11 protein-coding genes, 2 tRNA genes and 2 rRNA genes are annotated in these 19,725 nt (G+C 50.3%); 6 read left to right on the top strand and 9 right to left on the bottom strand.

The features are described 5' to 3' along the window. Positions 1–9 precede the first annotated feature (9 nt). The 7 genes from CBP31_RS07085 to CBP31_RS07115 form a co-directional block, all read right to left on the bottom strand. A 23S ribosomal RNA gene (locus CBP31_RS07085) occupies positions 10–2,902 on the bottom strand. Between the two features lie 395 nt (positions 2,903–3,297). Next, positions 3,298–3,373: transfer RNA gene (locus CBP31_RS07090), tRNA-Ala, on the bottom strand. A 141-nt stretch (positions 3,374–3,514) separates the two neighbouring features. Further along, a tRNA-Ile gene (locus CBP31_RS07095) sits at positions 3,515–3,591 on the bottom strand. A 171-nt stretch (positions 3,592–3,762) separates the two neighbouring features. Then, positions 3,763–5,305 (bottom strand): 16S ribosomal RNA (locus tag CBP31_RS07100). The 16S and 23S rRNA genes sit together here with 2 tRNA genes alongside, the layout of an rRNA operon. 505 nt (positions 5,306–5,810) lie before the next feature. Continuing rightward, on the bottom strand, positions 5,811–6,338 hold the full coding sequence (hemG, locus tag CBP31_RS07105; protein WP_087035827.1) for a menaquinone-dependent protoporphyrinogen IX dehydrogenase: 528 nt from the start codon (positions 6,336–6,338) through the stop codon (positions 5,811–5,813). Between the two features lie 9 nt (positions 6,339–6,347). Next, positions 6,348–7,805, bottom strand: a complete 1,458-nt coding sequence (locus tag CBP31_RS07110; protein WP_087035829.1) for a TrkH family potassium uptake protein — start codon at positions 7,803–7,805, stop codon at positions 6,348–6,350. 276 nt (positions 7,806–8,081) lie between these two features. Next, the gene (locus CBP31_RS07115) at positions 8,082–8,717 is read right to left on the bottom strand and encodes a YigZ family protein (protein WP_087035831.1); all 636 of its coding nucleotides are present in this window, start codon (positions 8,715–8,717) and stop codon (positions 8,082–8,084) included. A gap of 350 nt (positions 8,718–9,067) precedes the next feature. Here CBP31_RS07115 and fadB point away from each other — a divergent pair, with 350 nt between their 5' ends. The 3 genes from fadB (at position 9,068) to tusA (ending at position 13,214) form a co-directional block, all read left to right on the top strand. After that, the gene (gene fadB / locus CBP31_RS07120) at positions 9,068–11,239 is read left to right on the top strand and encodes a fatty acid oxidation complex subunit alpha FadB (RefSeq protein ID WP_087035833.1); all 2,172 of its coding nucleotides are present in this window, start codon (positions 9,068–9,070) and stop codon (positions 11,237–11,239) included. A 4-nt stretch (positions 11,240–11,243) separates the two neighbouring features. Continuing rightward, positions 11,244–12,407: an acetyl-CoA C-acyltransferase FadA gene (gene fadA / locus CBP31_RS07125; RefSeq protein WP_087038656.1), complete on the top strand. Its 1,164-nt coding sequence runs from the start codon at positions 11,244–11,246 to the stop codon at positions 12,405–12,407. Between the two features lie 561 nt (positions 12,408–12,968). Beyond that, positions 12,969–13,214: a sulfurtransferase TusA gene (gene tusA / locus CBP31_RS07135; protein WP_087035837.1), complete on the top strand. Its 246-nt coding sequence runs from the start codon at positions 12,969–12,971 to the stop codon at positions 13,212–13,214. A 150-nt stretch (positions 13,215–13,364) separates the two neighbouring features. On the opposite strand, the gene CBP31_RS07140 is transcribed toward tusA, so the two are convergent. Next, a complete protein-coding gene (locus CBP31_RS07140) occupies positions 13,365–14,015 on the bottom strand; it encodes an OmpA family lipoprotein (RefSeq protein ID WP_087035839.1) in 651 nt (216 codons plus the stop codon). 86 nt (positions 14,016–14,101) lie between these two features. Continuing rightward, positions 14,102–14,677, bottom strand: a complete 576-nt coding sequence (locus tag CBP31_RS07145; protein WP_087035841.1) for a DNA-3-methyladenine glycosylase I — start codon at positions 14,675–14,677, stop codon at positions 14,102–14,104. Between the two features lie 295 nt (positions 14,678–14,972). Here CBP31_RS07145 and glyQ point away from each other — a divergent pair, with 295 nt between their 5' ends. The 3 genes from glyQ (at position 14,973) to CBP31_RS07160 (ending at position 19,528) form a co-directional block, all read left to right on the top strand. After that, positions 14,973–15,884 carry a glycine--tRNA ligase subunit alpha gene (gene glyQ, locus CBP31_RS07150; RefSeq protein WP_087035843.1) on the top strand — a complete coding sequence of 304 codons (912 nt, stop codon included), beginning with the start codon at positions 14,973–14,975 and terminating at the stop codon, positions 15,882–15,884. Positions 15,885–15,893: 9 nt separating this feature from the next. Beyond that, complete coding sequence (gene glyS / locus CBP31_RS07155; protein ID WP_087035845.1) at positions 15,894–17,978, top strand: glycine--tRNA ligase subunit beta; 2,085 nt, start codon at positions 15,894–15,896, stop codon at positions 17,976–17,978. A gap of 287 nt (positions 17,979–18,265) precedes the next feature. Then, positions 18,266–19,528 (top strand): valine--pyruvate transaminase, encoded by a 1,263-nt coding sequence (locus tag CBP31_RS07160; RefSeq protein ID WP_087035847.1) that lies wholly within the window; start codon positions 18,266–18,268, stop codon positions 19,526–19,528. Positions 19,529–19,725: the final 197 nt, after the last annotated feature.

The raw sequence follows: 19,725 nt of genomic DNA on the forward strand, positions 1-19,725 counted from the left end.
GGGTGTTGTATGGTTAAGCCGCACGGGTAATTAGTATTGGTTAGCTCAATGCATCGCTGCACTTACACACCCAACCTATCAACGTTGTAGTCTCCAACGGCCCTTTAGAGGGCGTAAAGCCCTAGGGATGACTCATCTTGAGGCTCGCTTCCCGCTTAGATGCTTTCAGCGGTTATCGATTCCGAACGTAGCTACCGGGCAATGCATCTGGCGATACAACCCGAACACCAGGGGTTCGTCCACTCCGGTCCTCTCGTACTAGGAGCAGCTCCTCTCAATCATCCAACGCCCACGGCAGATAGGGACCGAACTGTCTCACGACGTTCTGAACCCAGCTCGCGTACCACTTTAAATGGCGAACAGCCATACCCTTGGGACCGACTTCAGCCCCAGGATGTGATGAGCCGACATCGAGGTGCCAAACACCGCCGTCGATATGAACTCTTGGGCGGTATCAGCCTGTTATCCCCGGAGTACCTTTTATCCGTTGAGCGATGGCCCTTCCATACAGAACCACCGGATCACTATGACCTACTTTCGTATCTGCTCGACCTGTCCGTCTCGCAGTTAAGCTGGCTTATGCCATTGCACTAACCGTACGATGTCCGACCGTACTTAGCCAACCTTCGTGCTCCTCCGTTACTCTTTAGGAGGAGACCGCCCCAGTCAAACTACCCACCAGGCACTGTCCGCAACCCCGATAAGGGGCCTACGTTAGAACATCAGACATACAAGGGTGGTATTTCAAGGATGGCTCCACGACAACTGGCGTCATCGTTTCACAGCCTCCCACCTATCCTACACATGTAGGGCCAATGTTCAGTGCCAAGCTATAGTAAAGGTTCACGGGGTCTTTCCGTCTAGCCGCGGGTATACGGCATCTTCACCGCAAATTCAATTTCACTGAGTCTCGGGTGGAGACAGCGTGGCCATGATTACACCATTCGTGCAGGTCGGAACTTACCCGACAAGGAATTTCGCTACCTTAGGACCGTTATAGTTACGGCCGCCGTTTACTGGGGCTTCAATCAAGAGCTTCACCCGAAGGCTAACCCCATCATTTAACCTTCCAGCACCGGGCAGGTGTCACACCGTATACGTCCTCTTGCGAGTTTGCACAGTGCTGTGTTTTTGATAAACAGTTCCAGCCACCTGGTCACTGCGGCTGAGTCACGCTCCATCCGCAAGGGATTTCACATGCCTCAGCGTACCTTCTCCCGAAGTTACGGTACTATTTTGCCTAGTTCCTTCACCCGAGTTCTCTCAAGCGCCTTAGTATTCTCTACCCGACCACCTGTGTCGGTTTGGGGTACGATTCACGTGTACCTGAAGCTTAGAGGCTTTTCCTGGAAGCGGGGCATCAGTGACTTCACCGCCGTAGCGATTTCGTCTCAGGCCTCAGCATTGAGCGTCCGGATTTACCTAAACACTCTGCCTACACCCTTTCACCAGGACAACCAACGCCTGGCCCACTTAGCCTTCTCCGTCCCCCCATCGCAGTACACGTCAGTACGGGAATATTAACCCGTTTCCCATCGACTACGCCTTTCGGCCTCGCCTTAGGGGTCGACTCACCCTGCCCCGATTAACGTTGGACAGGAACCCTTGGTCTTTTGGCGTGGAGGTTTTTCACCCCCATTATCGTTACTCATGTCAGCATTCGCACTTCTGATATCTCCAGCATGCTTCACAACACACCTTCGCAGACTTACAGAACGCTCCCCTACCACGCACTCAATAAAGAGTGCATCCGCGGCTTCGGTGCATAGTTTAGCCCCGTTACATCTTCCGCGCAGGCCGACTCGACCAGTGAGCTATTACGCTTTCTTTAAATGATGGCTGCTTCTAAGCCAACATCCTGGCTGTCTGAGCCTTCCCACTTCGTTTCCCACTTAACTATGACTTTGGGACCTTAGCCGGCGGTCTGGGTTGTTTCCCTCTTCACGATGGACGTTAGCACCCACCGTGTGTCTCCCGGATAGTACTTTGCGGTATTCGGAGTTTGCATAGGGTTGGTAAGTCGGGATGACCCCCTAGCCTAAACAGTGCTCTACCCCCGCAAGTATTCGTCCGAGGCTCTACCTAAATAGATTTCGGGGAGAACCAGCTATCTCCCGGTTTGATTGGCCTTTCACCCCCAACCACAAGTCATCCCCTAATTTTGCAACATTAGTGGGTTCGGTCCTCCAGTTGATGTTACTCAACCTTCAACCTGCTCATGGCTAGATCACCGGGTTTCGGGTCTAATCCTAGCAACTATTCGCCCAGTTAAGACTCGGTTTCCCTACGGCTCCCCTATACGGTTAACCTTGCTACTAAAATTAAGTCGCTGACCCATTATACAAAAGGTACGCAGTCACCCAACAAGTGGGCTTCCACTGCTTGTACGTACACGGTTTCAGGTTCTATTTCACTCCCCTCACAGGGGTTCTTTTCGCCTTTCCCTCACGGTACTGGTTCACTATCGGTCAGTCAGGAGTATTTAGCCTTGGAGGATGGTCCCCCCATATTCAAACAGGATATCACGTGTCCCGTCCTACTCGATTTCACTGTAAATGACGTTTGGTGTACGGGGCTATCACCCACTACGGCTGGTCTTTCCAGGACCATTCCACTACATCATAAACAGCTTAAGGGCTGGTCCCCGTTCGCTCGCCGCTACTAGGGGAATCTCGGTTGATTTCTTTTCCTCGAGGTACTTAGATGTTTCAGTTCCCTCGGTTCGCCTCGTAACGCTATGTATTCACGTTACGATACTCTACTAAGTAGAGTGGGTTTCCCCATTCGGATATTACGGACTCAAGCGCTTCTTACCAGCTCATCCGTACTTAACGCAGGTTAGCACGTCCTTCATCGCCTCTGACTGCCAAGGCATCCACCGTGTACGCTTAGTCACTTAACCATACAACCCCAAGAAGTGTGTTTTATGCGGCTTTAGCTTAGCGATTTCTTCGTTATGCCGCTTACTCGTTCCATCACATAGATTAACTATGCTCAGGAACTCGTTCACGTCATGCCTTGAACTCGCGTTGCTAACGCTTGCCTAAAATACACTTTATAAAAAATGTAAATTAGACTGCATAAAAACAATTCTCTAAGCGGGGTCGTTTGCATCAGTGACTGATGCTTACAACTATATTTCGCCAAGAATTTCTAAGACACTTGCGTATCAAGAACTACAAATTATTTCTATCAGCTTTCCAGATTGTTAAAGAGCGTGACTTCCTAAGAAATCAAAGGAGTAAGCTGTAAACAGCGTATTACTTTGATGTCTAGACTTCGGTTTGTAGCACTAAATGGTGGAGCTATGCGGGATCGAACCGCAGACCTCCTGCGTGCAAGGCAGGCGCTCTCCCAGCTGAGCTATAGCCCCATTTAGTTCTTAGCTTTGTGTTTCGCTTTATATCATTCGCATAATATTCAGCGTGTCACCAAATCATTCTAACACTAGGTATAAGACGAGGAAGTTTAGCCTGCTAAACGACGAGTCTTATGACGACGTAGGAGATTGATTTGGTGGGTCTGGGTGGATTCGAACCACCGACCTCACCCTTATCAGGGGTGCGCTCTAACCAACTGAGCTACAGACCCAAACCTAGTTTGTAGCCTGGTAGCTACTAAAACCGTTTCTCGCCCTCAAATTTCGCTATAAAGCGCCTACTTGAGGGCAAAAAATCGCACCAGCTTTTTCAGCTTATGCGATTAAGTCACTCTTTTTTATCAAGCAAACTGTGTGAACACTCAACAGACGTTGAGTTAAGGTAAGGAGGTGATCCAACCCCAGGTTCCCCTAGGGTTACCTTGTTACGACTTCACCCCAGTCATGAATCACTCCGTGGTAAACGCCCTCCCGAAGGTTAAGCTATCTACTTCTGGAGCAACCCACTCCCATGGTGTGACGGGCGGTGTGTACAAGGCCCGGGAACGTATTCACCGTGGCATTCTGATCCACGATTACTAGCGATTCCTACTTCATGGAGTCGAGTTGCAGACTCCAATCCGGACTACGACGCGCTTTCTGGGATCCGCTCACCATCGCTGGTTGGCTTCCCTCTGTACGCGCCATTGTAGCACGTGTGTAGCCCTACCCGTAAGGGCCATGATGACTTGACGTCGTCCCCACCTTCCTCCGGTTTATCACCGGCAGTCTCCCTTGAGTTCCCGCCATTACGCGCTGGCAACAAAGGATAAGGGTTGCGCTCGTTGCGGGACTTAACCCAACATCTCACGACACGAGCTGACGACAGCCATGCAGCACCTGTATCAGCGTTCCCGAAGGCACTAAGCTATCTCTAGCGAATTCGCTGTATGTCAAGGGTAGGTAAGGTTCTTCGCGTTGCATCGAATTAAACCACATGCTCCACCGCTTGTGCGGGCCCCCGTCAATTCATTTGAGTTTTAACCTTGCGGCCGTACTCCCCAGGCGGTCAACTTAATGCGTTAGCTCCGAAACCCACGTCACAAGGACACAGACTTCAAGTTGACATCGTTTACAGCGTGGACTACCAGGGTATCTAATCCTGTTTGCTCCCCACGCTTTCGCACATGAGCGTCAGTCTTTGTCCAGGGGGCCGCCTTCGCCACTGGTATTCCTTCCAATCTCTACGCATTTCACCGCTACACTGGAAATTCTACCCCCCTCTACAAGACTCTAGTTTGCCAGTTCCAAATGCAGTTCCCGAGTTGAGCTCGGGGCTTTCACATCTGGCTTAACAAACCGCCTGCGTGCGCTTTACGCCCAGTTATTCCGATTAACGCTTGCACCCCTCGTATTACCGCGGCTGCTGGCACGAAGTTAGCCGGTGCTTCTTCTGTGGTTAACGTCACAGTAACCGGTTATTAACCGCTTACCTTTCCTCACCACTGAAAGTGCTTTACAACCCGAAGGCCTTCTTCACACACGCGGCATGGCTGCATCAGGGTTTCCCCCATTGTGCAATATTCCCCACTGCTGCCTCCCGTAGGAGTCTGGGCCGTGTCTCAGTCCCAGTGTGACTGGTCATCCTCTCAGACCAGTTAGAGATCGTCGCCTTGGTGAGCCATTACCTCACCAACAAGCTAATCTCACTTGGGTTCATCCAATCGCGAAAGGCCCGAAGGTCCCCTCCTTTCCCCCGTAGGGCGTATGCGGTATTAGCCATCGTTTCCAATGGTTATCCCCCTCGACTGGGCAGATCCCCAAGCATTACTCACCCGTCCGCCGCTCGTCAGCAAAGTAGCAAGCTACTCTCTGTTACCGCTCGACTTGCATGTGTTAGGCCTGCCGCCAGCGTTCAATCTGAGCCATGATCAAACTCTTCAATTAAAGACTTGATGCTCAATGAATTACTGATATATCTATTACTAGGTACACTTTGCAAGACATTGAAAAACAATATTATTTTGTTCTCAACGTACTGCTAAGTGCCCACACAGTTTGCTTGATAAATTGTTAAAGAGCGTTGACCGTATCTCAGGTCAGGGATGCGTATTCTACGCAAACCTCGGTGTTCGTCAAGTGTTTGTTTCAAACTAATTTTTCGTTCTTACAAACCCTTGTGACCGTGAGCGCGTTGCCCCGTGTCAGTGGTGCGCATTATAGGGAAGACAGTTTTAAGCGCAAGGGCTTTTTGTCGTTTTTAGTAAATAAAATGGCATTGCATAAAAATTAAACTTGTTTAGTACAAAAACTGTGCTAGCGCAGGCATTTTGGTGTTTTTAGCGCGGTTTTGCTGCTTTTCCTGTGCGTTACTGGAAACTTTACTGCTTACTTCTACACGTAGACATATGGGCAGCTATAAGTAGTGGCAGCCCATTGTCGCTACATATACTCAGTACTTGTCTTGTGCGATACGTTGAGCGAACTCTTGTACCTTATTCCAATCGGTAAACTCTATATCTTGGCTGGTGTCGGTACTGCCACCGGTCATCTTCATGATCAGTTGAATGATGCGCGTCTGCCACCAAGTGTATTGGCTGTATTGCAATGCTCCAGCAAACACACCTATGGTTCTGGGGCGCCAGCGGGATTGGGCGAGGAACTGCTTCACATAGGCATTATTACTGGGGTTGGCTTTTTCTGGTTTGCGAGCCGTAAGGCAGACACAAAAGAAGCTGGCATCTGCCGCCGCAAGTTGCTCACTGTGAATATTAATAAAGTGATACAGATCGGGATGAAACTTCCCATAGCGAATAGAAGCGCCAATTAACACCTTATCGTACTTGCTAAGATTTTTGCGCAGCGGGCCATGCAGATCCGCCAACTCCACTTCGTAGCCGCTAAATTCACCTTGCATAGCATCGATAATTTTCTTGGTCTGGCCATTACGGGATGAATAAAGTATCAACAGTTTTTCCATAGACTCCTCTTAGCTACGCCAAAATGCTGGCGTAAACAGTACTAGCAAGGTAAATATTTCAAGACGCCCAAACAACATGGCCAATATCATGATCCACTTGGCAGCTTCTGAAGTGGTGCCAAAGTTAGCGGCAACCTCTCCTAAACCCGGACCTAAGTTGTTCAGCGTGGCAGCGACTGCAGTAAAGGCCGTTAATTCATCCATGCCGGTCGCCAGCAGCGCCAACATGCACAATACAAACACCAAGGCATAAGCGGCAAAGAACCCCCATATGGCTTCCACCACTTTATCAGCTAATGCTTTATTGCCAAGCTTAATCCGATAAACGGCTCTGGGATGGATCAAGCGCTTTAATTCCCGCATGCCTTGCAGGTTGAGCAACATAATACGCACCACTTTCATGCCACCACCGGTACTGCCCGCGCAACCGCCGATAAAGGAAGCCATTATCAGCAAGACCGGCAAAAATAACGGCCATTGGGCAAAGCCTGTGGTGCTAAAGCCAGCCGTGGTGGCAATGGATACCGACTGAAACAAGGCTTGGTCTAAGGCTTGCCAAGGATCGCTATACACTTGGTGTGCGAGTAAGACTGACATGCAAATCAACGTTAAGACGATTTGTACGCCTAAAAAGAACTTTACTTCGGGATCAAAGCGATACACGGATAAGCGCAGGCCACGATTGGCGAAGGCGGCAAAGTGCAAACTGAAGTTAACGCCGGCTATTAATAAGAACACCACGATAATCATATTGATCATGGGACTATCGAAATGGCCGACGCTGGCATCGTAAGTAGAGAAGCCACCGATGGCGATGGTAGAGAACGCATGACAGATAGCGTCAAACATATTCATCCCAGCCAACCACAGCAATAAAGTGCAGGAGATAGTGAGTACTAGATAGATGTACCACAGGGTTTTGGCGGTTTCTGCAATGCGCGGCGCTACCTTGTTGTCTTTAACGGGCCCAGGTATTTCGGCACGAAACAACTGCATGCCACCGATACCCAAGATCGGCAAGATGGCCACCGCCAATACGATAATGCCCATGCCGCCTAACCACTGCAGCATTTGGCGATAGAATAAAATGGCCTTAGGTAAAGAGTCGAGCCCGCTTATAACCGTCGCACCTGTGGTGGTGAGGCCGGAGAAGGCTTCAAAAAAGGCCTCTGCCACCGACATGTCGAGCTCATTACTCAACATAAAAGGAATGGCGGCCACGCTACCCAGTACCGTCCAAAACAACACCACAATCAAGAAGCCTTCTTTAGATCTCAGCTCTTGGCTATGAGTACGATTTGGGAACCATAATATGAGACCTAAAATTAAGCAGATCACGAAGGCACTAAAAAAATCGAGGCCGGCACCATCTCGATAAATGTAAGCCACTAGGGCCGGCGCCAGCATAGTCACACTAAATAGCGCGACTAAAATACCGACGATGCGAATGATGGTGCGAATATGCATGGTACTTCCAAATAAGTATGAAAAGCAGCTGTAAGCCGCCAGCTTTACGCTATCAGCTATATACAGACACCGCCCTTTGTAGTCCACGCTTTAGCTGTGGGTTCCGCGCAGCAGCATGGTTTGGCTCTCGTCATCTTAACCCGTTCCGGCTGCGCCGTAATGCGAGAGCAAGCGTTCGCCTACCAAACCAAAACATCGCTCTTTGTTAAAGCTAGGCGCTAGTTTTGCTCTTATCCTCGTTCCCGGGTTCTGCGTGGGCATGTCGATTTGGCCGCTCTACGGCTGTGTCGGCCCTTCACTCTTTACCACATTGCTCGCAACGACTCTTCCTTGGCTACGATCTAGCAACTGTGCACAAAAATCTGCTACATCACGACTTTCTACGGCGAGCACGCCCTCAATCTCGGCGCCGTACTCGACGGTTTGCCAGTGGCCTTTAAATTCTGCTAATAGAAATTCCACTAACGGCATTTCACTGTACTGCAGCTTAAGGCTCAGCTCAGAAAAAATGCGTCGTTCTGTGAGTGCTAATTCTGCCAATGCCATCGACAAGGTGCCGCCGTAGGCACGCACTAGCCCGCCAGTGCCCAGTTTGATGCCGCCAAAATAACGCACTACCACTGCGGTAATCTCACCAATATTCGAGCCTTGTAATTGCGCCAGCATTGGCTTCCCGGCAGTGCCCGACGGCTCACCGTCGTCACTAAAGCCTAATACTCGCGAATCGCTGGGCTGACCTGCCACAAATGCCCAGCAATGATGTCGAGCCGCTGGCTCTCTAGCGCGAATAGCGTCCACAAAGGCTTTGCCATCTTCGGGAGTAGGAGTGTGGCCTATATAGGCAATAAAACGACTTTTTTTAATCTCCTGCTCCCACACTAAGGCCGTAGCAGGGATCAGATAGGGAGACATGTTCACGCTACTTACTCCCAAGTCAGACTCTCAGTTCAGGAAATGCGCCTAATATTGAGATCTTAGTCTCTAAATTAAGGCGATAAAAAATAGCGCAACATTGTTGCTGAATAGCGTCGGCTTGTCATCTTTTGCGCAATCAAGCCGCCGATTTTTTGCCGTTAACTGACCCATCACACAATTAAAACGTTTGTTTTAATTAGCAGTTGAAGTCTGTTGTTTTTCTGTTCATAGTAATTCTATCTCTGCCCTTTCTATATACCCTCTATATATACTTTCTATATAGACCTTTTATAGACAAACAATGGCAGCACTAGGGAGTTTTCCCTAGCAACCAAGGAGACATGGGAATGATCTACCAAGGCGAAGCCCTCTCAATAACATTGCTGGCAGACGGAATTGCTAAACTCTGTTTTGCTAATAAAGGCAGCGTTAACAAACTAGACCGTAATACTTTAGCCTCACTGGAAGCAGCGGTCAGCGCATTAGAGCAAAGCTCTGGCATAACAGGCCTGATGCTGACCAGTGATAAAGACGCTTTTATAGTTGGCGCCGATATTACCGAATTCTTAAGCATGTTCGACCTACCACAAGCCACCTTAGACGACTGGCTATCCCAAGCAAATCGCATCTTTAATCGCATCGAAGACTTACCCTATCCCACCGTCTCGGTGATCCGCGGCTACGCACTGGGCGGCGGTTGTGAGTGCGCGCTGTCTACTGACTTTCGTATCGGTGACGCCAGTGCACGCATCGGCCTGCCAGAAACCACGCTCGGCATCATGCCAGGCTTTGGCGGCACGGTACGACTGCCTCGCTTAATTGGCGCCGATAACGCCATGGAGTGGATCACTACTGGCAAAGATCACAAAGCAGATGCGTGCTTAACGTTAGGTGTATTGGACGCGATAGTCGAGACCGAACAGCTCGAAGCCTCGGCCATCCAGTTATTAAAAGATGCCGCCGCCGGCAAGCAAGACTGGCAAGCAAGGCGCGCCCAAAAAACCGCACCATTAACGCTAGATAAACTCGAAGCCGCCATGAGCTTTAACACCGCTAAAGGCATGGTCGCCGCCAAGGCGGGTCCGCATTATCCTGCGCCCTTGCTCGCCGTGAAAACCATTGAAGCAGCTGCAGGGTTAGCGCGCGACGAAGCGTTGAAACTTGAGCAACAGCACTTTATTAAACTCACCCAAACTTCAGTGGCGCGCGCCTTAGTCGGTATCTTCCTCAACGACCAATTTATTAAAGGCAAGGCCAAGCAGGCGGCTAAGGCTGCTCCGCCCACCAAGAAAGCCGCCGTGCTCGGTGCCGGTATTATGGGTGGTGGCATTGCTTATCAGTCCGCATCTCGTGGCATACCGGCAATCATGAAAGACATCAATGACCAGGCACTGCAGCTTGGCATGAGCGAAGCGGCCAAGTTGCTGAATAAACAGCTAGAGCGTGGTCGCATTGATGGCAAAAAATTAGCACAAGTGCTGGCCAGTATTACGCCCACACTGAGCTACGACGGCTTGCAAGGCGTCGATACAGTGGTAGAAGCCGTGGTCGAAAATCCTAAAATCAAAGGCCAAGTGTTGGCAGAGGTGGAAGCCGCAGTGGGCAAAGATACGGTGATTGCCTCTAATACCTCGACCATTCCCATTTCGGCTCTGGCTAAAAACCTTCAGCACCCAGAGCGCTTTTGCGGTATGCACTTCTTTAATCCGGTGCACCGCATGCCATTAGTAGAAATTATTCGTGGCGAGCACACCTCCGACGACACCATTAATAGAGTGGTGGCCTACGCCGCCGCCATGGGCAAGTCACCCATTGTGGTCAACGACTGCCCGGGCTTTTTCGTCAATCGAGTGCTGTTCCCCTATTTCTTTGGTTTTACCCAGTTAGTAGCCGATGGCGCCGACTTTGTGGCCGTCGATAAAGTAATGGAGAAAAAATTCGGCTGGCCCATGGGTCCTGCGTACTTGTTGGATGTAGTAGGCATAGATACCGGCCACCATGCGGCGGCAGTCATGGCCGACGGCTTTCCTGAACGGATGAGCAAGTCGGGCAAAGATGCCATTGATGTCATGTATGAGCAGCAGCGCTTTGGCCAAAAGAATGGCAAAGGCTTTTATAGTTATAGTGAAGACCGTAAAGGCAAGCTGCAGAAAGACGCAGATCCTGAGAGTTATCAGCTATTAGCCGACGTGGCCGGTAAAACGGTGGAGCTGAGCGATGACGATATTATCGCGCGCATGATGATCCCCATGATTAACGAAGTGGTGCTCTGCTTAGAAGAAGGCATTATCGGCTCGCCGGCAGAAGCCGATATGGCGCTGGTGTATGGCATCGGCTTTCCGCCTTTCCACGGCGGCGTGTTCCGTTATCTGGATAATTTGGGCTTAAGCGCCTATGTGGCATTGGCCGACAAGTTCGCCCACCTAGGCTCGCTTTATCAGGTGAGTGAGGGTTTGCGCCAAATGGCCGTAAACAACCAAAGCTTCTACTCAGTGGCGCAGGAGACAAAACATGAATAAGGCAATAAACGAAGTCGTGATTGTCGACTGTATTCGTACCCCTATGGGTCGCTCTAAGGGTGGCGCTTTTCGCCACGTACGAGCCGAAGATTTATCGGCGCATCTAATGCAGGGCTTACTGGCCAGAAATCCCGCTTTGGCGGCCAGCGATATCGAAGATATTTATTGGGGCTGTGTGCAACAAACTCTGGAGCAGGGTTTTAATATCGCCCGTAACGCCGCCCTGCTGGCGGGCCTGCCCAAGCAAGTGGCCGCCGTCACCGTAAACCGCTTGTGTGGCTCCTCAATGCAAGCGCTGCACGATGCCAGTCGCGCCATTATGGTCGGCGACGGCGAGGTATTTATGATTGGCGGCGTGGAGCACATGGGGCATGTACCCATGAACCACGGCGTGGATTTTCATCCTAAATTGGCACTTAACGTAGCCAAAGCCTCGGGCATGATGGGCCTGACCGCCGAAATGCTCGGTCGCATGTATCACGTCAGCCGTGAGCAACAAGACGCCTTCGCCGTGCGCTCCCACCAAAGAGCCCATGAAGCCACGCTCGCTGGGCGCTTCGCCAATGAAATTTTGCCTACTAACGGCCACAGTGCCGACGGCAGCCTGACCTTGTTTGAAACTGATGAAGTAATTCGCCCCGAGACCAGTTTGGAGTCTTTGGCCAAATTACGGCCGGTATTTGATCCAGTAAACGGCAGCGTTACCGCCGGTACTTCCTCGGCGTTATCAGATGGGGCTGCGGCCATGTTGGTGATGTCGGCCGCCAAAGCCAAAGCCTTAGGCCTTAAGCCTCGGGCGCGCATTCGCGCCATGGCGGTGGCCGGTTGTGACCCAGCCATTATGGGTTATGGCCCGGTGCCAGCAGTACACAAGGCCCTCAAGCGCGCTGGCTTGTCGATTGCTGACATTGACTTGTTTGAGCTGAACGAAGCCTTTGCCGCCCAATCTATACCGGTTTTAAAAGAGTTAGGCTTGTTGGATGTAGTAGACGACAAAGTGAACCTTAACGGCGGCGCCATTGCCCTGGGCCATCCGTTAGGCTGCTCAGGGGCGCGTATTTCCACCACGCTGTTAAACCTGATGGAAAATAAAGACGCTACCTTTGGTGTCGCGACCATGTGCATCGGCCTCGGCCAAGGCATAGCAACCGTATTTGAGCGGGTGTAATACCAATCGTATTAATTATTTGGTCAGCCTGACAGCTGGATTTAATGTGATTGTTTTTTGTAGTGTGCCCACCTTGTTGGTAGGCAAAGAGTATCGGCACGGTTTGGGTTTTGTTATTAAAACCATCCTGCTTCGCAGGACCACCGAACAAGTGGGTGGACTACAACACACGCTTTTTGTAGAAGCCTGCTTTAATTAGCTATGCAATGGGGCTTTTATGTCGATCTTAAATAGAACGATGATTTAGTGTGTTTGGTATAACTGTGTGTGAAGCGTGAAGTGAATGAAGATAAAGACACCAAGCCTAATAGCTGGGTGTCTTTTTTTGCCGTCTTCCTGATGAAAATCAGGATCTCGCTCTTAAGGCTTTCATAGCTAGGGCTATTCTTTGGTCGAATAAATTCGACCCTACAACTCGGTACTATGTTTGTCTGCTGTACCTCACCCCTTACGCTTCACCCCTCACGAATTTTCCGGTTGACCATTATTTCAACAGCTTTAAAATAGTCATCCTGTTTAAGGATCCTATGTTTAAGTCTGTAATTTCAAGGTAATCAGCTAATGACCACTGCTATTCTCGATGCTCAGCATAATTTAGATGCTATTGGCTTACGTTGCCCAGAACCGGTGATGATGGTGCGCAAACAAGTGCGCGGCATGCAGGCGGGTGAAACCTTGCTGATCACCGCCGACGATCCCTCGACCGCCCGAGATATTCCTAGCTTCTGCCAGTTTATGGATCACGCCTTGTTATCGAGCCAAATAGAGCAACTGCCCTATCAGTTTTTGATTCAGAAAGGGAATTGAAGGCAGTGATGAGTGAGGGGTAAAGTGTGAGGGAATAAAGCGTAAAATGTACCCCACTAAGTTAATGGGTTCGCCTCAGCCCTCACTTTTTAAGCAAAAAAATGCCCGCTGTTGCGGGCATTTTTGTTTCACCGGTTTACAAGCTCATGCTTACTGCATTGGGCTCAGGGTGATCTCTACACGGCGGTTTTGTGCGCGGCCACTTTCAGAGCTGTTGCTGGCTACTGGCTGGTTAAAGCCTACGCCACGGATGTTGAAACGGTTAGCAGCAGCACCTTGACCGATCAGGTACTGGCCAACGGCGCCGGCACGACGCTCAGACAACTGTTGATTGTGGCTCGCAGAACCTGTGTTGTCGGTGTGGCCCACTACGTTTACGTAGGTCTTGTCGTACTCTTTCAGTACCAAAGCCACACCACTTAAGGTGTTGTAGAAGCCAGGTGACAAGTCGGCGCTGTCTACCGCAAAGGTAATAGAGCTTGGCATGTTCAAGATAATATTGTCGCCACTACGGGTCACACTCACACCAGAACCACGCATTTGGTCACGCAGCTTGGCTTCTTGAACGTCCATGTAATAACCCACACCACCGCCTAATGCAGCGCCACTGGCGGCACCAATTAAGATACCTTTCTTACGGTCGCTAGAGCTGGCAGATGCACCACCAATTACTGCGCCGGCAAGCGCGCCTAAACCGCCGCCAATCGCAGCTTTAGAAGATTGTGATTCGCCGGTATACGGATTAGTAGTACAAGCAGAAAGAGCGATGGTAGTAACCACAGCTAAGCATATTTTTTTCATAATTAGGTTCCATATGTAACAAGCGCAATGTGAACCAATATAGCCTTGTGGACTGTGATCTACAAAGCATCCTTACCAGTAAACAGTCAAATACTGACGTTGCTGGGGTGACAATGGCAACTAAGTAAGTGGTCATTAACCATACCTGTGGCTTGCATAAAGGCATAGCAGATGGTGTCACCGACAAAAGAGAAGCCGCGCTTTTTTAGTGCTTTCGCCATAGCTTGCGATTCAGCCGTAAAGGTAGGCACCTCTTTCGCGCTTGGCCAATAGTTAATAATCGGTGCACCACCCACAAACTGCCACAGCCAATCGCTAACATTGATGCCCTCTTCTTGCATCAAGAGATAGGCACGAGCATTGGTAATAATAGAGCGGATTTTTAATCGGTTGCGCACTATGCCTGCCTCAGCATTGCTCATTAGACGTTCCACATCTTGCTCCGTAAAGCAGGCAATAAGGGCAGGTTCAAAGTTGGCAAAGGCAGCATGATAATTAGGTATCTTGCACAAAATGGTAAACCAGCTTAATCCCGCTTGCTGGCCGTCGAGGCACAGTTTTTCAAACAAGGCACGACTATCATATTCAGGCACCCCCCACTCGTTATCGTGGTAAGCCTGATATCTGGGGTCATTATTAACCCAAGCACAGCGCGTTAGCATAGATGCTCCTTTAAATACGTGAAGCGTAAAGAGTGAAGGGTGCAAGCCTTCGCCGAGCTAAAATCAACACCGGTCTTTTTTGGATCTGGGTGTTGCCTGAAGGTTTTTGTTTTACTGCGTAAAACCGGCCGACTAAAGATGGCCTCTACATCCGTGCAATATGTAATACCGACACCACCCTTGGTTTAGCTTGGCGCTGCCCTCATAATTCAGCCTATATTCGCATCGGGGCAGAAGGTATACTCTAACCCTTAGTTTCACTCTGCGAACGCACCTATATCAAGGCGCTAACATCATGCAAAAATTCGATATCAATACCTTTCAGGGTCTGATCCTGACACTGCAGGATTATTGGGCTCAGCAAGGCTGCGCCATAGTTCAGCCGCTGGATATGGAAGTAGGAGCTGGCACATCTCATCCCATGACCTGTCTGCGCGCCATAGGCCCAGAGCCGATTGCCACCGCCTATGTGCAGCCATCGCGCCGCCCTACCGACGGCCGTTACGGTGAAAACCCCAACCGACTGCAACATTATTATCAGTTTCAGGTCATCATCAAGCCGTCTCCCGATAACCTGCAAGAGCTGTATTTGGGCTCACTCAAAGCGCTGGGCTTAGATCCATTAGTGCACGACATCCGCTTCGTAGAAGATAACTGGGAAAACCCAACTTTGGGTGCCTGGGGCTTAGGCTGGGAAGTGTGGCTCAATGGCATGGAAGTGACGCAGTTTACTTATTTCCAGCAAGTGGGCGGCCTTGAGTGCAAGCCGGTCACCGGTGAAATCACCTATGGTTTAGAGCGCTTAGCCATGTACATTCAAGGCGTAGACTCAGTTTACGATCTTGTTTGGTGCGATGGCCCACTGGGCAAAACCACCTACGGCGATATTTTTCATCAGAACGAAGTGGAGCAGTCGACCTATAACTTCGAGCATGCCAACGTCGAGAACCTGTTTGGCTTCTTTGAGCAGTGTGAGCAAGAGTGTCAGTATTTATTGAGCTTAGAAACCCCACTGCCACTGCCTGCCTACGAGCGCATTCTTAAAGCCGGTCATGCCTTTAACTTGCTTGATGCGCGCAAGGCGATTTCGGTCACCGAACGCCAGCGCTATATCTTGCGCATTCGCACCCTGACCAAAGCCGTTGCCGAAGCTTACTATGCTTCTCGCGAGGCACTTGGCTTCCCTATGTGTAAAAAAGAAGGATAAGGGACCCGCATGTCTGAACAGAATTTTCTGGTTGAATTAGGCACCGAAGAGCTGCCACCGAAAGCGCTACGTAGCCTAGGCACTGCCTTTGCCGACAACCTTAAACAAGAACTGACCAGTGCCGATCTGCCCTTTTCACAAGTGCACTGGTATGCCGCCCCTCGTCGTTTAGCCGTGTACGTGACCGGTTTGAGCTTGGCCCAAGCGGATAAACAGGTAGAAAAGCGCGGGCCCGCAGTGCAAGCCGCCTTCGACGCCGACGGTAATCCAACCAAGGCCGCTCAAGGCTGGGCCCGCGGTAATGGCATTGAGGTTAGCCAAGCCAGTCGTTTAAAAACCGACAAAGGCGAATGGTTGATGCATATTGCCGACATTAAAGGCCAAGCCGCCGCCGAGCTGCTGCCCGCCATGGTCGAGAAAGCGCTGAGCCACTTGCCAATCCCTAAAGCCATGCGCTGGGGCGACAAGAGCATTCAGTTTATTCGCCCCGTGCATACGCTGACCTTATTACTTGGCGAGCAATTACTGCCCGCCAGCATCTTAGGTTTAGAATCCGCTCGCACTATTCGCGGTCACCGCTTTATGGGTGAACCTGAATTTGCACTGGATCATGCAGATAATTACCTGCAAACGCTGGAGAACACCGGCAAGGTATTGGCCGACTTTGAACGTCGTAAAGCCATTATTAAAGACGGCGTAACAAAAGCTGCTGCTGCTGCCGGTGGTGTTGCCGATTTAGATGCGGACTTATTAGAAGAAGTCACCTCACTGGTCGAGTGGCCAGTAGTGCTAACTGCTCACTTTGAGAATAACTTCCTCGAAGTGCCCGCCGAAGCACTGGTATACACCATGAAGGGTGACCAGAAATACTTCCCGGTCTACGACGGGGCTGGCAATTTAATGTCGACCTTTATCTTCGTGACCAATATTGAGTCAAAAGACCCAAGCCAGATCATCTCAGGTAACGAAAAAGTAGTGCGCCCACGCTTAGCGGATGCGCAGTTCTTCTTCGATAACGACCGCAAGGCCACCTTGGCCTCTCGTCTTGAGCAACTAGACAAGGTGTTGTTCCAACAGCAGTTGGGCTCGGTACGTGAGAAGTCTGAGCGCATCAGTGCGCTGTCTGGCTTTATTGCCGCCGCTATTGGTGCGGATCAGGCCAAAGCCGAGCGCGCAGGCTTGTTGTCGAAGTGCGACTTGGTCACCGATATGGTGTTTGAATTTACCGACACCCAAGGCGTGATGGGCATGCACTATGCTCGCCACGACGGTGAAGACGAAGCGGTAGCACTGGCGTTAAAAGAACAGTATCAGCCGCGCTTCTCCGGTGATGAACTGCCAAGCCAAGATATTTCTGCCGCCGTAGCATTGGCCGATAAGCTAGATACCTTGGTAGGCATTTTCGGTATTGGCCAAACGCCCAAAGGCGATAAAGACCCGTTTGCGCTGCGCCGTGCAGCCTTAGGTGCGCTGCGTATTATCGTGGAAAAAGGTTACAACCTAGACTTGCCGATCCTAATTGAGCAGGCCCGTGCGCTTTATGGCGATAAGCTGAGCAACGCTAACGCCGCCGATGAGATCTTAGACTTTATGCTGGGCCGTTTCCGCGCTTGGTATCAAGACTTAGGTTACGGTGTGGATGTAATTCAAGCGGTATTGGCCCGTCGCCCGACTCGCCCTGCCGACTTCGATGCCCGCATGAAAGCCGTGAGTGAGTTTCGCAAGCTCGATGCGGCCTTAGCTTTGGCTGCGGCGAATAAGCGTGTTGGTAATATTTTGGCTAAGTTCGAAGGCGAAAAGTCCGAAGGCGAAATTCCAGCGCAAGTTAATCCTGCTTTGCTGCAAGACGACGCCGAAAAGGCACTGGCCGCACAGTTAAGCGAACTCAGCGCGCGCCTCACGCCCTTATTTGCTAATGCAGATTACAACAACGCCCTAAACGAATTAGCGACCTTGCGTGAAAGCGTAGATAACTTCTTCGATCAGGTAATGGTGATGGCGGATGACGAAGCGCTGCGCTTAAACCGTTTAAGCCTGCTGAACCAGCTGCGTAACCTGTTCCTGCAAATCGCGGATATCTCGCTGCTGCAGTAAGTCTTTTGTAGGCACAGCTTTGAGCGGTGCGGTGTTTAGATTGATCCGGTGCGCCATATCCGGCTGCGCCGGATTTCACGGCTAAAGCACGTGACTACATTCGTGCCATATGATGTTTAAGCGTGGCAGATAGGCTCTTAGCTTTTGAACTGACTTATAGCGTACGACATACAGCTCTTACTTAAGCCCCGCCCAGTGCGGGGCTTTTCTTTAGTCGGTCGACAGTCAAGAGCAAATCGGCTAACGTGAGCCCTTATATTCACTTTTTCTGGTTGGTAAGTTAGCTCATGGAATTTTCAACGTTTGGCCAAAAATTTACCCGCCATGCGGGCATCACCCAATTGATGGACGACCTTAATCAAGGGCTAACCACGCCGGACACCATTATGCTTGGCGGCGGCAATCCGGCAGCTATTCCTGAAGTGCTGGCCTATCTCGAGCAACAAGCACAACAGCTGATAAAAAATGGCGATTTAATCAAGGCCATGGCCAATTACGACGGCCCCCAAGGCAAAGATGCCTATATCAACGCGTTAGCCAAGCTATTGTCGAACGAGCTAGGCTGGGCCATTGGCCCTGAGCATATTGCGCTGACTAACGGCAGCCAAACCGCCTTTTTTTATCTGTTTAACTTATTGGCCGGTGAGTTCGCTGATGGCCGTAAGAAAAAAGTGTTATTTCCGCTCGCGCCAGAATACATCGGCTATGGGGACGGCGCGCTCAGTGAAGATCACTTTGTAGCCTGCAAGCCCACCATTACTTTGCTCGATGACGGCTTATTTAAATATCACGTGGACTTTGAGAAGTTAGCAGTGGGCGACGATATCGGCTTAATTTGTGTATCGCGCCCCACTAACCCTACCGGTAACGTATTAACCGACGAAGAAATTATGCGCCTCGACGCCATCGCGCGCGAAAAAGGCATTCCGCTATTAATCGATAATGCCTACGGCATGCCGTTTCCGAATATTATCTTTACCGAAGCCAAGCCGTTTTGGAACGACAACACCATTTTGTGCATGAGCCTGTCTAAGCTCGGTTTGCCCGGCGTACGCTGCGGCATTGTGGTGGCTAAGCCCGAATTAATTAAAGCCATGACCAATATCAGCGGCATTATCAACTTGGCACCCGGCAGCGTAGGCCCAGCCATGACCTTGCCGATGATGGAAAATGGCGATGTATTAAAGCTAAGCAATGAGGTGATTAAGCCTTTCTACCAAAACAAAGCCCAACAAGCCGTCACCTGGTTACAAGAAGCCATCAGCTTGCCGCAGTTTCATATTCATAAGCCCGAAGGCGCTTTGTTTTTATGGCTGTGGTTTGAAGACTTACCCATTCATTGCCAAGAGCTGTATGAGCGCCTGAAGAAAAAAGGCTTACTGATCGTGCCCGGTCATTATTTTTTCCCGGGTATTGAAGATGAGCACTGGCAGCACAGCAAAGAGTGCATTCGCTTGAACTATGCCCAGTCCGAAGCAGACGTACAGGCCGGCATAAAAATCTTGGCCGATGAAATTTACGCTATTTATCAAGCGCCAGCAGCGGGATAAGTAAGAGCCTTCTGAAAGGCCTGATTTGCCACGGAATACACGGAAGAACACGGACTAAGAGCAACACTTAATAGAACGAATTATTCGTAAATTCTTAACCGTAAAAATTTCGATTTTAGTCTTAATCTTAATTTTTCCGTGCGTTCCGTGTTCTTCCGTGGCAAAAAATCTTTAGGTTTGAATGGTGGGTAGATATC

Origin of the sequence: Oceanisphaera profunda (assembly GCF_002157895.1) — a bacterium.
GTDB lineage: Bacteria > Pseudomonadota > Gammaproteobacteria > Enterobacterales > Aeromonadaceae > Oceanimonas > Oceanimonas profunda.